The organism is Nocardia speluncae NBRC 108251, assembly GCF_001613245.1.
GTDB lineage: Bacteria > Actinomycetota > Actinomycetes > Mycobacteriales > Mycobacteriaceae > Nocardia > Nocardia speluncae.
Genome location: NZ_BDBZ01000016.1, coordinates 84,362 through 96,964, shown reverse-complemented (window position 1 = coordinate 96,964; position 12,603 = coordinate 84,362). Strand labels below are relative to the sequence as shown.

The window sequence follows — 12,603 nt, the reverse complement described above, 5'->3', positions numbered from 1 at the left end:
AGGTCAGCGAGGCGCTCAGAGGTTTTGCCCGTAGGCCGAACCCCACGCACGACGCCCCGATACTACGGTACGTAGCGGCGGAGGCGGCGGGCGGCGAACTCGCGGAAGTAGGAGGTCTTGTCGTCCGGCACGATCGACGGGATCAGGAAATACCAGGCCCGCTCCATACGCGACGCCATCTGGTCCATCGATTCGGTGCCGACCGCGACGATATGAATACCGGTGGTGAGTCCGTACAGCAGCAGGCCGATCGATTCCGGGTCGAGATCGGGGAGCAGATCTCCCTGCGTGATCGCCTTCTCGGCGAGCGTCCGGTACGTCTCGCCCCACATTTTGGCGATATTGTCGCCGTTGGCGCCGCGGTAGTCGCCGATCTGATGGGTCAGTTTGAGCATCGCGCCGACCATCGGATCGTTCATCGACAGATCTGCCACCACGTAGGTGATACCGATCGCCGCTTCCAGGGCCGGTACCCGGGAGTCGAAGAAACCTTTACAGGAGGCAGTGAGCCGCTCCTGCCCCTGGTCGACCACGGCGCGGGCCAATTCTTCCTTGGACCCGAAGTGAAAATACAAGGCGCCCTTGGTCACATTCGACTGCGCGATGATCTCGCTGAGGCTCGCATTGGCGTAGCCCAAGCGCAGAAAGACATCGGCAGCGCCCGCCAGGACGGAATCGCGGGTTATCTCCGCGCGCGCTTGCCTAGCCATCAGCTCCGCCTGTCATCCCAATAACCAGCCATCCTGAAGTAGACCGACATTGTCGAAGTAGACCGACTTACCGCCCGAACAGCACCCAAAGGATGCGTGAACCGTACCATCCGCTCGCGGTACGGCTCTCGATTCGAGGGACCGCCGGATTTCGCGGGCCGTTCACGCATGGTTGCCCGAACTGTCCTGCCCGCCGGGCGAGTTCGCCGGGCGCGACTCCGGGACGCCGGGCCATTCCGAGCTCAGCTGCGGATCGGCCTCGAGGTGGCTGAGCCCGTTCCAGCACAGATTGACCAGGTGCGCAGCCACCACTTCCTTGGACGGGCTGCGCACGTCCAGCCACCAGGTGGCGGTGGTGGCCACCATCCCGACCAGCGCCTGCGCGTACAGGCCCGCCAGGCTGGTGTCGAAACCGCGGCGATCGAAATCTCCGGCCAGCAGGTGCGCGACCTGGCTGACCGCCTCGTTCAGCAGGCTCGAGTACCGGCCGTCGGTCGAGGAGACGGGCTGATCGCGCACCAGGATGCGGAAGCCGTCGGTGCGCTGCTCTATATAGGTGAGCAGCGCGAGCGCCACCTGTTCGAGGCGCACCCGGGATCTGTTGTTGGTGAGCGAGGAAGTGATCATGTCGAGCAACATCGACATCTCACGGTCGACAACCACCGCGTACAGGCCTTCTTTACCGCCGAAATGCTCGTAGACGACGGGTTTGGAGACCTGGGCACGCAACGCGATCTCCTCGATGGAAGTGGCGTCGTATCCTCGTTCGGCGAACAGTGCCCGCCCGATCTCGATCAACTGCCGGCGCCGCTGAGTACCGGTCATCCGCTGCCGGGCCGGTGGAACCTGCTCGGCGATCTCTTTCGCACCCCCACCGGCCGATGACTCCCCGACCGTTCGCGGCTCTCCCGACGACACGTTCCCGCCTCCCTGGTTACCGGGGTCGCCGATACGGCCGGATCCGGGCCAGCGACCAAAACCATCGAGACCAACTGTCTCAGACCTGCCGCGACGTGGGTCACGCGGGCATGCTGTGCGCCCGCCCGGCGGGTCACCGGCGGCCACGGTTCGACGAAAACCGGGGTGGCATGCGATTATCGTTGCCGTGCCTGGGCACAGCGGCGGGTGACCGACGACCCACCGGTGTGACAGTCCGCCGTGGTGTAATGGCAGCACCTCTGATTTTGGTTCAGATAGTTCAGGTTCGAGTCCTGGCGGCGGAGCAAGAAATAGCGATCTAGCTGGGGATACACCCCTCCCAGAGAGGCCAAATCGGGCCCCGGATTACCCCCAAATCCCATCAAAATCCCATCACTCACAGAAGCTGGTCGATAGCGCCGCGTGTCGAGTGGTCTTCCACCGGGCGACAGGTGCATATTCATGTCCGCCGCAACCTCGCAATGTTGACCGGGGCTATCGGGCTCGCCGCAACTCGACCGTCTTCCGCCTTAGGAATGCCATGCCCAAGACACCGCAGGCACTACCTTTGATCGCCGTCGCCGCCGCCCTCGCCACCGCCACCCTCGCCACCGGGCAGGCCTCGGCACAGTCCGCTGTAGACCCGGGCTCAGCGTGGTCCGGCTCTGCCTGGCCGGGCTCTGCCGGGTCGGGCTCATCACTGGTCGCCGTGGGGCCGGGCTCATCACTCGGTCTGTGTTCGATCACCGCGACCGGGTACGCGGAGGGACAGCCGGTCGCACTCACCGCCGGGCACTGCACACTCGGGCTGTTCGGAGTGATCCGGCTACCCGACGTCGACTGGGCCATGATCCCCTTACTGCCCGGCACCCCGACCCACAACACCCTCCCGAGCGGTGAGCGACTGACCGGCCGAGGGACGCCCGGCGGGGTCCTGTGCAGGTGGGGGCAGCGGAGCGGGACACGCTGTGACGGATACACGGGCATTCGACTGGGCGACTCCGGCGGGCCGGTGTACCGGCCGAACGGCGACGGCACCGCGACCCTCGTCGGGATCACCAGTTCGAATATCCAATACTCCAGCCTGCCGCCGGGGTTTTCTCTGCAGTGACACTGCGCCCGGCCCGTCGACGCCGAGATCATGGGGCCCGGCCCCCGCCAAGGCTGATACGCTCATCCCCCGTGCAGCGCGACAAGAGGCCGTCATCGAGCGGCCTCTTCGTATGCCTGGGAAATCCCGACGAAATCCCATCGCCCGGCCCCGATCCGACCTGGGCAGGTTCGAGTCCTGGCGACGGAGCAACTCGCGTGCACGACGACCATCGTCGGCCCGAGGGAGATTCATGCAGGAGCAGACCGCCGTCATCGTGCTAGCCGCAGGTGCCGGTACGAGAATGCGGTCGAAGAAGCCCAAGGTGCTGCATCCGCTGGCCGGGCGCAGCATGCTGGCGCATGCGCTGTACGCCGCGCACACCATCGATCCGCACCATCTGGTGACCGTTGTCGGGCACGACCGGGAACAGGTCGGTGCCGAGGCGGCGGGTGTGGCGCGCGAACTCGGCCGCACCAACGTCACGGCCGTGCAGGAACAGCAGCTCGGCACCGGGCACGCCGTGCAGGTGGGCCTCACGGGGCTGCCCGCCGAGTTCACCGGCGACGTGATCGTCACCTCCGGCGATGTTCCGCTGCTGGACGGCCACACCCTCTCCGCGCTGCTCGACGAGCATCGCAGCTATCCCGACCGGCCCGCGGTCACCGTCCTCACCTTCGTTCCGGACGACCCGAACGGTTACGGACGCATCGTCCGCGATGCCGACGGCGAGGTCGCCGAGATCGTCGAGCACGCCGACGCGACACCGGAGCAGGCCGCCATCACCGAGGTGAACTCCGGTGTATACGCCTTCGATGTCGCTGTCCTGCGCACCATGCTCGGCCGGTTGTCCACCGCCAATGCGCAGCACGAGCTGTATCTGACCGATGTCCTGAAACTCGCCCGTGAGGCCGGCTATCCCGTGCAGGGCGCCCGGCTGGTGGATTCGGCCAAGGTCACCGGTGTCAACGACCGGGTTCAGCTGGCCGCGGCGGCGCGCACGCTCAACCGCTACATCGTGGAACGCCATATGCGGGCCGGGGTGACGATCGTCGACCCGGCGTCCACATGGATCGATACCGATGTCCGGATCGGCCGCGATACCGTCCTCCGCCCCGGGGTCCAATTGCTGGGGACGACGGTGATCGGCGAGGACGCGGAAATCGGCCCGGACACCACGCTCACCAATTCGATCATCGGTGACGCCGCCCGGGTGATCCGCACACACGGCGAAGGCGCGAAAGTCGACGCGAATGCGACCGTAGGACCGTTCAGTTTTCTGCGACCGGGCACCGTTCTGGGCGAATCGGGCAAAATCGGCGCATTCGTCGAGACCAAGAATGTCGATATCGGCAGGCACACCAAGGTTCCGCATCTCACCTATATCGGCGATGCCACCATCGGTGAGCACAGCAACATCGGAGCATCCAGTGTTTTCGTGAACTACGACGGGGTAGACAAGCACCGTACGGTCGTCGGTTCCCATGTCCGCACCGGCAGCGATACGATGTTCGTCGCACCGGTGACCGTGGGTGACGGAGCGTATACCGGAGCGGGTACTGTGCTGCGGGAAGACGTCCCGCCGGGCGCGCTTGCCGTGTCCGGGGGTACTCAGCGCAATATCGAAAACTGGGTGCAGCGGAAACGTCCAGGTACTGCTGCAGCGAATGCGGCGGCGAAGGCACTCGCGGCCGATGATTTACCGGATCGGGCAACAAAGCTTAAGGATGGCAACCAGTAGTGACCGCGTCATGGATCGACAACCAGAAGAACCTGATGCTCTTCGCCGGACGGTCGCACCCAGAACTGGCCGAGCAGGTGGCCAAGGAATTGGACGTCGAGGTCACCCCGCAGATCGCGCGTGATTTCGCGAACGGGGAAATCTTCGTCCGTTTCGAAGAGTCGGTACGCGGTTCCGACGCCTTCGTATTGCAGAGCTTCCCGGGGCCGCTGAACCAGTGGCTGATGGAGCAGCTCATCATGATCGACGCGCTCAAGCGCGGTTCGGCGAAGCGGATCACCGCCATCCTGCCGTTCTACCCCTACGCCCGCCAGGACAAGAAGCACCGCGGCCGCGAACCGATCTCCGCCCGGCTCGTGGCCGATCTGCTCAAGACCGCCGGTGCCGACCGCATCGTGACGGTCGACCTGCACACCGATCAGATCCAGGGCTTCTTCGACGGCCCCGTCGACCATATGCACGCCCAGCTGCAACTCGCGGAGCACATCCGCAACAACTACAGCCTGAACAACATCACGGTCGTCTCCCCCGATTCCGGCCGTGTCCGGGTGGCGGAGAAATGGGCGGATTCGCTGGACGGGGCGCCGCTGGCGTTCATTCACAAAACCCGCGATCCGCTGGTTCCCAACCAGGTGAAGTCCAACCGCGTGGTCGGTGAGGTCGAGGGCCGAACCTGCATCCTGATCGACGATATGATCGACACCGGCGGCACCATCGCCGGCGCGGTGAATGTGCTGAAGGAAGCCGGCGCCGGCGATGTGGTGATCGCCGCGACGCACGGCGTGCTGAGCGCCCCCGCCGCCGAGCGGCTGGCCTCCTGCGGCGCCAAGGAGGTAGTGGTCACCAATACCCTGCCGATCACCGAGGACAAGAAGTTCCCGCAGCTCACGGTGCTGTCCATCGCGCCGCTGCTGGCTCGCACGATCCGCGAGGTGTTCGAGAACGGTTCGGTGACCGGGCTGTTCAACGGCAACGCCTGAAATCTGTGACGAGAACCCCGGACCGCCGCCCGGTCCGGGGTTGTCGCATTTCTGCGGGGGCCCACCCCGCGGCCGTACTCGGGAGCAGTCGCCCCCCATTCATCCTTCGAGCCGCACGGTCCTGCCGGTGATCGCATCGTGCGCTTCGGGTCGGCGCGTCCCATCCCTGCGGATGGCTCGCCATGACTGGTCGCGGTCTCTCGACGTAGCCTCGCAGCAGCGCATACTGGGTGGTATGGATCGCGAACCACGAGAGCCCGATATGGGCGACGACGACCAGTTGGACGAGGTCCGCGCCTATGAACGCAATATCGAGGACCCGCCGAACGACCTGCGAATCCGCGACCGGGAAAGCGACGACGACCGGCTGGGCATCACAGAAGAGCTGGCCGAGGAATCGGGCCGCCGTGACCGCTCCGGCGCGGATAACCGCCCCGCCGAGGTCGCCGCCATCCATATCGAGGACGAACCCGAAGACTGACACGCCCCAACACCGCGGTACCGACTACGAGCCCTCGACGAGACGACCGAGGAGACGTGATGAGCACACCGCAGGACCCGCGCAATCCCGGCGAGACGCCACGAGACTCCGGCGAGACGCCACACCCCCACGACCAGCCACCGCACTCTCACGATGGGCCGGCACCACAGCGCGGCGAGCCGCCCGTGGACAGGGACCCGGAGACCGGCGCACCCCGCCCCGGCGAGCAAGAGTCCAGCAGCCGGCCTCCTGAAACTCCGGACGAACCAACGCCGAGATCTGCCGACGACCCACCCACCGAATATCTCCCGAAGATCCTGCACCGCGAGTCGGGCCGCACCGGCACCGAGTCCGGACCGGAGAGCCCCGCGCCCGGGGTGAGCAGCCCCGCCGACGACAATCCCACCCGAATGTTGCCCGGACAGTCCGAGCATCCAGGTGAACCCGGCTCCGCGGCACCGCCGGTGGACAAAGGAACCGCGGCCTACACCCACGGGTGGCAGCCGGGTTCGCCCGAACAGCAGCCGGGCCACCGGCCGATGGGCGAGGTCCCACCGCAGGCGTGGTCCGCGCAGCCCGAGGAGCGGGAGCCGGGCCAGGCCTGGCAGCCTCAGTCACCTGGTCAGCCCGGTTATCCCCAGGCCGGCGGCACTCCCTATCCGCCGCCGGGCGCATACGGCAGCCGACCCGACCAGCCGGGAGATCGCTCCGGTTGGGGCCCCCCGCCCGGTGAGCAACCCGGCCAGGGCGCCGACCGGCCCGGACAGCAAGGCTGGGGTGCCGGGCAGCCCGGCCAACAGGGCTGGAGTGGCGGCCAGGCCGGCTGGGGTGCCCATCAACCCGGTCAGCAGCCTTGGGGTCAGGAACAACCCGGGCAACAGGGCTGGGGTACCGACCAACCCGGACAGCAGCCTTGGGGTCAGGAACAACCCGGGCAGCCCGGCTGGGGCGGGCAGCAGGGCTGGGGCAGCGGACAACCGGGCGGCTATCCCGCCTATCCGCAGCAGCAGTACCAGCCCTATGGCGCCACCCAGGAGCCGGAACGCTCCGGACCGCAGGTCCTGTCCATCATCGGTTTCGTCTGCGCCGCGGTCTCTCTGCTGTTCTGTCCGCTCGTGTTCGGCCTCGCCGGTATAGCACTCGGCGTGATCGGGCATATTCGCGGTGAATCCCTCGGGAAATGGGCAGCCATCGCGGCCGGCGTATGCCTGATCATCGGAATGGTCCTGGCGTTGGCGCTCTCCGGAATGGACGTGGTCCCCATCGAATCCGCGGGATAGGACTCCTGGACGGACGGGCTCGCCGGGTTCCGGTGGGCGCGCCTTCGTGCGTCTACAGGAGTATCGGCGCCTGAGCTGGTGCCCGGATAGGGTCGGCCTATGCCAATCGAGATTCACCACCGGCCGGCGACCGAGAAGCGGAGCGCGTAGATGTCGCAGCGGGAGCTGGTGGTTCTGGGCACCGCCAGCCAAGTGCCGACTGCGCAGCGTAACCACAACGGCTATGTGCTGCGGTGGGGCGGCGAAGCGATCCTGTTCGACCCGGGTGAGGGCACGCAGCGGCAGATGATCCGCGCCGGGATCTCCGCGACCGACCTGACCCGCATCGCGATAACCCACTTCCACGGTGATCACAGTCTCGGGCTGGCCGGAGTGATGCAGCGGATCAACCTGGACCGTGTCCCGCACCCGATCGACGCCTACTATCCGGCGTCGGGCCGGCGCTATTTCGACAACCTGTGCGACGCCACCGCTTACCACCGCACCGTTGAACTCCGGTCGCACCCGATCACCGAACCGGGTCCGCTGCCGGCCATCGGTGCGCCCTTTCGACTCACGGCCGCCCGGCTCGACCATCCGGTCGAGGCATTCGGCTACCGGGTCACCGAACCCGATTACCGCGCCATCCTGCCCGACCGGCTTGCCGACCTGGGGCTTTCCGGTCCGCTCGTCGGCAGGCTACAGCGGGAGGGCGCAATCACCTGGCAGGGCCGCACCGTCCGGTTGTCGGACGTCAGCACGATCCGCCGCGGTCAGAGCTTCGCGTTCGTGATGGACACTCGTATCTGCCCGGCGGCCGGCGAACTCGCTGCCGGTGCCGACATGCTCGTCATCGAGGCAACCTTCCGCGGCGACGACGCGCACCTGGCCGCCGAGCACGGCCATCTCACCGCCGGCCAGGCGGCCCGCATCGCGGCAGAAGCCGGGGTAGGAACCTTGGTGCTGACCCATTTCTCCCAGCGCTACCGCACTCTGGAGGATCACCTCGCCGAAGCGCGGCGCGAATTCGCCGGGAAGATCGTGATCGCCACCGACCTCGCCCGTATCCCGTTGCCGCCTCGCCGCTGACCGGCCGGGCTATGGGGCAGGGCAAAGCGACGCGGGCGCACACCGATAGCGGACAGGAATCGGCCGGAAGCGGTGCGATGCTCTCGGCATGACCACATCACCTCTGATCACGCCTGCTTCAGGACTCGGCAATGGATACGGCAGCGTCAACCCCTTTGCAGTCGTCAAGGGACCCGGTGGGGCGCGGGGATTCATCGAATTCCTCGGCGACGTCTTCGACGGCCGGGAGACGCCGGAGGCGCATGCCGACGATACCGATGGGCTGCTGATCCACGCCGAGGTGCGGATCGGTGATTCGTGCCTGATGATTGCGGATTCCAAACCCGACTGGGTGTTCACTCCCGCGCTGCTGCAGGTGAATGTCACCGGCTGCGACGAGGTTTTGCGGCGGGCGAAAGCTCATGGGGCGCAGGTGATCACCGAGACGACGCCGTTCTACGGTGCGGCTTCGCTGGCGCGATTCATCGATCCGTGGAGCAATGTGTGGTGGTTGTTCGGGCCGGCGATCGAGGGGGCGCCCGAACCGTCCTGGGATCCCGACGCGGAGACCGGAGAGTCGACGGTTCACGCGACCATCTGCCGGGCGATGCGGGAACTGCGCCCGCCCCGGTAACAGCCGCCGAGCCTTGCCGCACGGGCGTCCCGGCCGGCGATCATCTAGCGGGCGCCCCTGCGAGTTCGGGGGATTCGCTGTCGAACCGGACCCGGTGGTCCTGAACCTCGTCCATATGGGCTTCTGCCCACACCTTGATACCGCGGATCACCTGGTGCAGTGAGAGGCCCAGATCGGTCAGCTCGTAGGTGACGGTGACCGGCACGGTCGGGGTCACCGTGCGGGTCACCAGGCCGTCGCGTTCCAGGGAGCGCAGTGTCTGGGTGAGCATCTTCTGGCTGACGCCGGCCAGCCGCCGGGACAATTCGGAGTATCGCATGGCCCGGGGTTCGCCTGCGCACTGTCCCGCCGGGTGGGGGCCGTCGCTGCCGAGTGCCGCGAGCACCAGCGCCACCCATTTGCCGGAGATCCGTTCGAGTAGCTGCCGGCTCGGGCAGTCCGCGAAGAATGCGTCGTAAACGGCCTTCTGCTGGGCCCGCTGCTGGGCCGCCGTCATCGTCGCCATGACCACACCTTCCTACTTGCCGGTGAGTTACGCACTTCGGAGTGCCTACTTCCTACTGGAGAGTTACCTCTCCATTCTGGAGTAACAACACCGATCAATCCAGAGGAGACGCAATGTCCGCCACATTCCGCACCGCAGTCGTCCGCACTCCGGGTGGTCCCGATTCGATCGAATTCATCGACGTTCCCGTCGTGGAACCGGGACCGGGCCGGGTTCGGGTCGCGATCGCCGGTACCTCCGTCAATCCCGTGGATCTCGCGACCACCGCCGGCGTCTTCCATCAGCTGGGGTTCATCACCCAGCCCGGCCACACCGGCCTGGGCACCGATTTCGCAGGCATCGTCGAGGCCGTCGGCCCGGATGTGGACATAGCTGTCGGCAGCCGGGTCGCGGGCACGGTCGACGGATTCGATCGCGATTTCGGCACCTACGCCGAACAACTGGTCGTGCCGGCGGCCGATATCGCGGTCGTGCCCGACGAACTCGAGCTGACGGCGGCGGCAACGGTCCCGCTCAACGGCCTGACCGCGGCGCAGCTGGTGGATCTGCTCGGCGAGGGCCGCGAGCGCAGCCTGCTGGTGACCGGGGCGGCGGGCGCGGTCGGCGGGTATGTGGTCACGCTGGCGCAGGACCGCGGCTGGAAGGTCACCGGACTGGCCCGGCCACGGGACGAGGAGTTCGTCCGCGGCCTCGGGGCGGATTTCACGGCAACGGCGATACCGGGCTGGGATGCGGTGGCCGATACCGCTGTCTTCCAGGAGAAAGCTGTGCCCCTGGTCCGCGACGGCGGTCTGCTGGTCGGTGTCCGGCCGGGTGGCGAACCGGTCGCCGAGCGCGGCATCACCGTGCGCGCGGTATCGGTGCGCCCCGACGGCGAACGGCTGGCCGGGTTGCTGCAGGATACGGCGACCGGACGGCTTCCGGCACGTGTTCATTCCGTCGTCCCGCTGGACCGAGTCGCCGACGCCCACCGGGCGGTCGCGCAGGGCGGTATCCGCGGCCGGTATGTCCTACAGCCCTGAGCCGGCCGGCACCGATCGCCGGCTACCTCCGGTGCCCACTCGCGGCCACCGGACGAAGGGCCTACCGGCGCGACAGATCCTGCGGCCGCCGAGGGCAATGCTCCCGGCGGCCCCGTCCGGCCGGCTCACCCGACCGGCTGTCAGGTGGTGAAGGTCGCGAAGGATGACCACAACAGGGGCGAGTATTCGAGGGCACCCGTCGAACGCCAGAGCTGTAACCTCTCGCGCTGCCAGGCGGTGAGCGCGGGGACCGGATCCGCGGTGTCGTGGGCCGAGTCCACGGCGCAGATCGTGTCCTGAAGCGGAGCGGCTCGAGGGGCAGCGCCGAAGCGCTGGAAGGCGAGGTCGGTCGGGAGGGGCCAGCGGGTGGCGGTGACCAGTTCCGCCCCGCCGGTGACCATGGCGGCGATCAAACCGAGCGCTTCGGTGAAACGCAGGTCGCCGCCACTTTCGCAGGCGATCAGAGCGACCCGGGCGGGTATCGGCCAGAGTTCGTTGCCGGCAACGGGATCCGGTTCCAAGGTGTAGGTGCCGAGCAGGAGGTCCTTCGCCGAAAGCGGGCGGTGGTCGCGTTGCGGTTCGGCGAAACCCACGGCCTCGGCGGAACAGGCCAGGTGCAGTTCGGTGTTCTCGCTCTGCCCCGATTCCGGGGACGCGGCGGTGACATGCCCGACGTAGATCAACCGGGACGCGCCGGCGCGCAGAGTTTCGGAAAGCCAGGTGCGGTCGAGGTCGGTGCGGCGGAAAACGGCCGACGGCCCGGAGGCGAGGGGGCGCAACCGGCCGGCGGCGAGGTGGTCGGCGATGCGGGCGGTGAGCGGTGTCGGCCGGTCCATCCGGCCCAGGACCGAACCGAGAGCGGAATCGGCGCGGAACCCGGGAACCCGGGGGTCGAGTACCGCGACCACCGGCAGGTCACGCGAGGACGGCCACGACCGCGGCACCCGCACCGGTGCGTGCACGATTCCGGCCGGGACGAGCAGGCTGATATCGGCGATATCGATCAAACGGACGTCCGGGGCCGGGGCGATGATCTCCCACGGCACCTGCGCGACCCGCGGCGAGGGCTGTAACCGGATATGCGGGCGCACACCACGCTGATACAGCTCGTACAAGCGGGCGGCCAGATCGTAGGGCAGCAGCGCGCGGGACAGATCGCGGGCAAGCTCGTACTCGGTACCGGGCGCGGCGAACGCCCCGGCGGTGAGCGCTTTCTCGAGACCACCGGCTACTTCGGGGGCGGGCAGCGCCGCGGACAGGTTGCGGACGGCCGCGTCGATATCGTCGCCGGGCAGCACGGCCACGCCCGGCAGCGCCGATCCGTCTGTCCACCGCCAGGACATGTAGACATCGCCCGCATCGGCCATCCGGACCACCACGGTCGGCCGGTCACTCATCGGATCCTCCGCCCGCCGCGTGGCCGTATCGGCCGCTGCCCCGCCGTAGTGCCTCCCCACGATCGCTGTGGTGTGCTCGGCAATCGCCGCCGCGGGGTTCACCGTGCCGGCCGTGTCCTTTTTTCATGCCGGGATCACCCGATCCTCCCGGAATCGGCCGCCGTAGCGGTGTTCGGCCGCCTCGATATAGTCGGCGAGCGCGATCCGGGCGCCGGGTTCGACCAGGAGCCGCGGCGGCGGCGCGACAGGCAGGCCCGCGGATGCGGCTACCTGGGCCAGTGCGGCACCCAACTGCAAGGGTCCGGGCAATTCCGTGGCGGCGGGCGGATCCGGGGTGTCCAGCGGGAACTGCGGACCTTCGACGGGCTGCGCCCGATCGATATCCAATGTGGTTCCTGCACAACGTGTTTCGATCAGATCGGCGAGCAGCGAACCGTCCTGGCAGAGCTGGGCGAAGCGGAACGCCAGACGCATCGCGGGTTCCGCTACTTCCCGGTGCCATTGTTCGCGCCGGCTCCCGCTCGGCAAGGTGTAGCGGACGGCGTCGATGGCGATCGCGGCCGTAACCGACAGATCCCGCCCGAGAACCGCCAGCTCCGGGGCCGGTTCTTCCAAATCGTCGATCACCATCTCCAGCAGCACCGCATGCCAGTAGTCGAGTTTGGCGCATTCGGCACCGAGTCCGCGCTCCGCATAGATGGCGAAGGAGCCGTCCAGGAGAAGTTGTCCCGCACCGACCCTGCCGTACGCGAATTCGATGGTCGCCAAACGGCATTGCAGCGCGGCAACGTCGAGCAT

Annotated in this window: 13 protein-coding genes and 1 tRNA gene; 9 read left to right on the top strand and 5 right to left on the bottom strand. The window is 67.5% G+C overall.

The genetic code is table 11. The features are described from left to right. Positions 1–62: 62 nt before the first annotated feature. A complete protein-coding gene (locus tag NS6_RS16965) occupies positions 63–710 on the bottom strand; it encodes a TetR family transcriptional regulator (RefSeq protein ID WP_068042919.1) in 648 nt (215 codons plus the stop codon). Positions 711–872: 162 nt separating this feature from the next. After that, entirely contained in the window at positions 873–1,535 is a 663-nt protein-coding gene (locus tag NS6_RS16960; protein ID WP_068043022.1) for a TetR/AcrR family transcriptional regulator, read from the bottom strand. A gap of 327 nt (positions 1,536–1,862) precedes the next feature. Between NS6_RS16960 and NS6_RS16955 the strand changes: the two genes are divergently transcribed. The 8 genes from NS6_RS16955 (at position 1,863) to NS6_RS16920 (ending at position 8,881) form a co-directional block, all read left to right on the top strand. Continuing rightward, positions 1,863–1,933 (top strand) — tRNA-Gln (locus NS6_RS16955). 236 nt (positions 1,934–2,169) lie between these two features. Beyond that, entirely contained in the window at positions 2,170–2,739 is a 570-nt protein-coding gene (locus tag NS6_RS16950; RefSeq protein WP_068042917.1) for a chymotrypsin family serine protease, read from the top strand. Positions 2,740–2,971: 232 nt separating this feature from the next. Next, positions 2,972–4,459, top strand: a complete 1,488-nt coding sequence (gene glmU / locus NS6_RS16945) for a bifunctional UDP-N-acetylglucosamine diphosphorylase/glucosamine-1-phosphate N-acetyltransferase GlmU (protein WP_068042915.1) — start codon at positions 2,972–2,974, stop codon at positions 4,457–4,459. Then, on the top strand, positions 4,459–5,439 hold the full coding sequence (locus tag NS6_RS16940; RefSeq protein ID WP_068042913.1) for a ribose-phosphate diphosphokinase: 981 nt from the start codon (positions 4,459–4,461) through the stop codon (positions 5,437–5,439). The genes glmU and NS6_RS16940 overlap by 1 nt, the downstream gene beginning before the upstream one ends. 235 nt (positions 5,440–5,674) lie before the next feature. Beyond that, positions 5,675–5,920: a hypothetical protein gene (locus NS6_RS16935; RefSeq protein ID WP_068042912.1), complete on the top strand. Its 246-nt coding sequence runs from the start codon at positions 5,675–5,677 to the stop codon at positions 5,918–5,920. Positions 5,921–5,979: 59 nt separating this feature from the next. Continuing rightward, positions 5,980–7,200, top strand: a complete 1,221-nt coding sequence (locus NS6_RS16930) for a phage holin family protein (protein WP_157112800.1) — start codon at positions 5,980–5,982, stop codon at positions 7,198–7,200. Positions 7,201–7,350: 150 nt separating this feature from the next. Continuing rightward, entirely contained in the window at positions 7,351–8,268 is a 918-nt protein-coding gene (locus NS6_RS16925) for a ribonuclease Z (RefSeq protein ID WP_068042909.1), read from the top strand. 88 nt (positions 8,269–8,356) lie between these two features. Further along, on the top strand, positions 8,357–8,881 hold the full coding sequence (locus NS6_RS16920; protein WP_210746932.1) for a VOC family protein: 525 nt from the start codon (positions 8,357–8,359) through the stop codon (positions 8,879–8,881). A 40-nt stretch (positions 8,882–8,921) separates the two neighbouring features. On the opposite strand, the gene NS6_RS16915 is transcribed toward NS6_RS16920, so the two are convergent. Then, positions 8,922–9,386: a winged helix-turn-helix transcriptional regulator gene (locus NS6_RS16915; RefSeq protein WP_068043018.1), complete on the bottom strand. Its 465-nt coding sequence runs from the start codon at positions 9,384–9,386 to the stop codon at positions 8,922–8,924. A gap of 113 nt (positions 9,387–9,499) precedes the next feature. On the opposite strand from NS6_RS16915, the gene NS6_RS16910 reads away from it, so the two are divergent. Then, positions 9,500–10,408 (top strand): NADP-dependent oxidoreductase, encoded by a 909-nt coding sequence (locus NS6_RS16910; protein ID WP_068042908.1) that lies wholly within the window; start codon positions 9,500–9,502, stop codon positions 10,406–10,408. A 140-nt stretch (positions 10,409–10,548) separates the two neighbouring features. Here the strand turns inward: NS6_RS16910 and NS6_RS16905 are convergent, their stop codons facing one another. Together NS6_RS16905 and NS6_RS35205 are read right to left on the bottom strand one after the other, a co-directional pair. Next, a complete protein-coding gene (locus tag NS6_RS16905) occupies positions 10,549–11,805 on the bottom strand; it encodes a CHAT domain-containing protein (protein ID WP_068043015.1) in 1,257 nt (418 codons plus the stop codon). 123 nt (positions 11,806–11,928) lie between these two features. After that, complete coding sequence (locus NS6_RS35205; protein ID WP_168443452.1) at positions 11,929–12,603, bottom strand: hypothetical protein; 675 nt, start codon at positions 12,601–12,603, stop codon at positions 11,929–11,931.

Bases quoted from the DNA above. Each gene is read 5' to 3' on its own strand.
- NS6_RS16965 (WP_068042919.1), bottom strand. From the start codon at position 710: ATGGCTAGGCAAGCGCGCGCGGAGATAACCCGCGATTCCGTCCTGGCG.
- NS6_RS16960 (WP_068043022.1), bottom strand. From the start codon at position 1,535: ATGACCGGTACTCAGCGGCGCCGGCAGTTGATCGAGATCGGGCGGGCA.
- NS6_RS16950 (WP_068042917.1), top strand. From the start codon at position 2,170: ATGCCCAAGACACCGCAGGCACTACCTTTGATCGCCGTCGCCGCCGCC.
- glmU (WP_068042915.1), top strand. From the start codon at position 2,972: ATGCAGGAGCAGACCGCCGTCATCGTGCTAGCCGCAGGTGCCGGTACG.
- NS6_RS16935 (WP_068042912.1), top strand. From the start codon at position 5,675: ATGGATCGCGAACCACGAGAGCCCGATATGGGCGACGACGACCAGTTG.
- NS6_RS16930 (WP_157112800.1), top strand. From the start codon at position 5,980: ATGAGCACACCGCAGGACCCGCGCAATCCCGGCGAGACGCCACGAGAC.
- NS6_RS16925 (WP_068042909.1), top strand. From the start codon at position 7,351: ATGTCGCAGCGGGAGCTGGTGGTTCTGGGCACCGCCAGCCAAGTGCCG.
- NS6_RS16920 (WP_210746932.1), top strand. From the start codon at position 8,357: ATGACCACATCACCTCTGATCACGCCTGCTTCAGGACTCGGCAATGGA.
- NS6_RS16915 (WP_068043018.1), bottom strand. From the start codon at position 9,386: ATGGCGACGATGACGGCGGCCCAGCAGCGGGCCCAGCAGAAGGCCGTT.
- NS6_RS16910 (WP_068042908.1), top strand. From the start codon at position 9,500: ATGTCCGCCACATTCCGCACCGCAGTCGTCCGCACTCCGGGTGGTCCC.
- NS6_RS16905 (WP_068043015.1), bottom strand. From the start codon at position 11,805: ATGAGTGACCGGCCGACCGTGGTGGTCCGGATGGCCGATGCGGGCGAT.
- NS6_RS35205 (WP_168443452.1), bottom strand. From the start codon at position 12,603: ATGCTCGACGTTGCCGCGCTGCAATGCCGTTTGGCGACCATCGAATTC.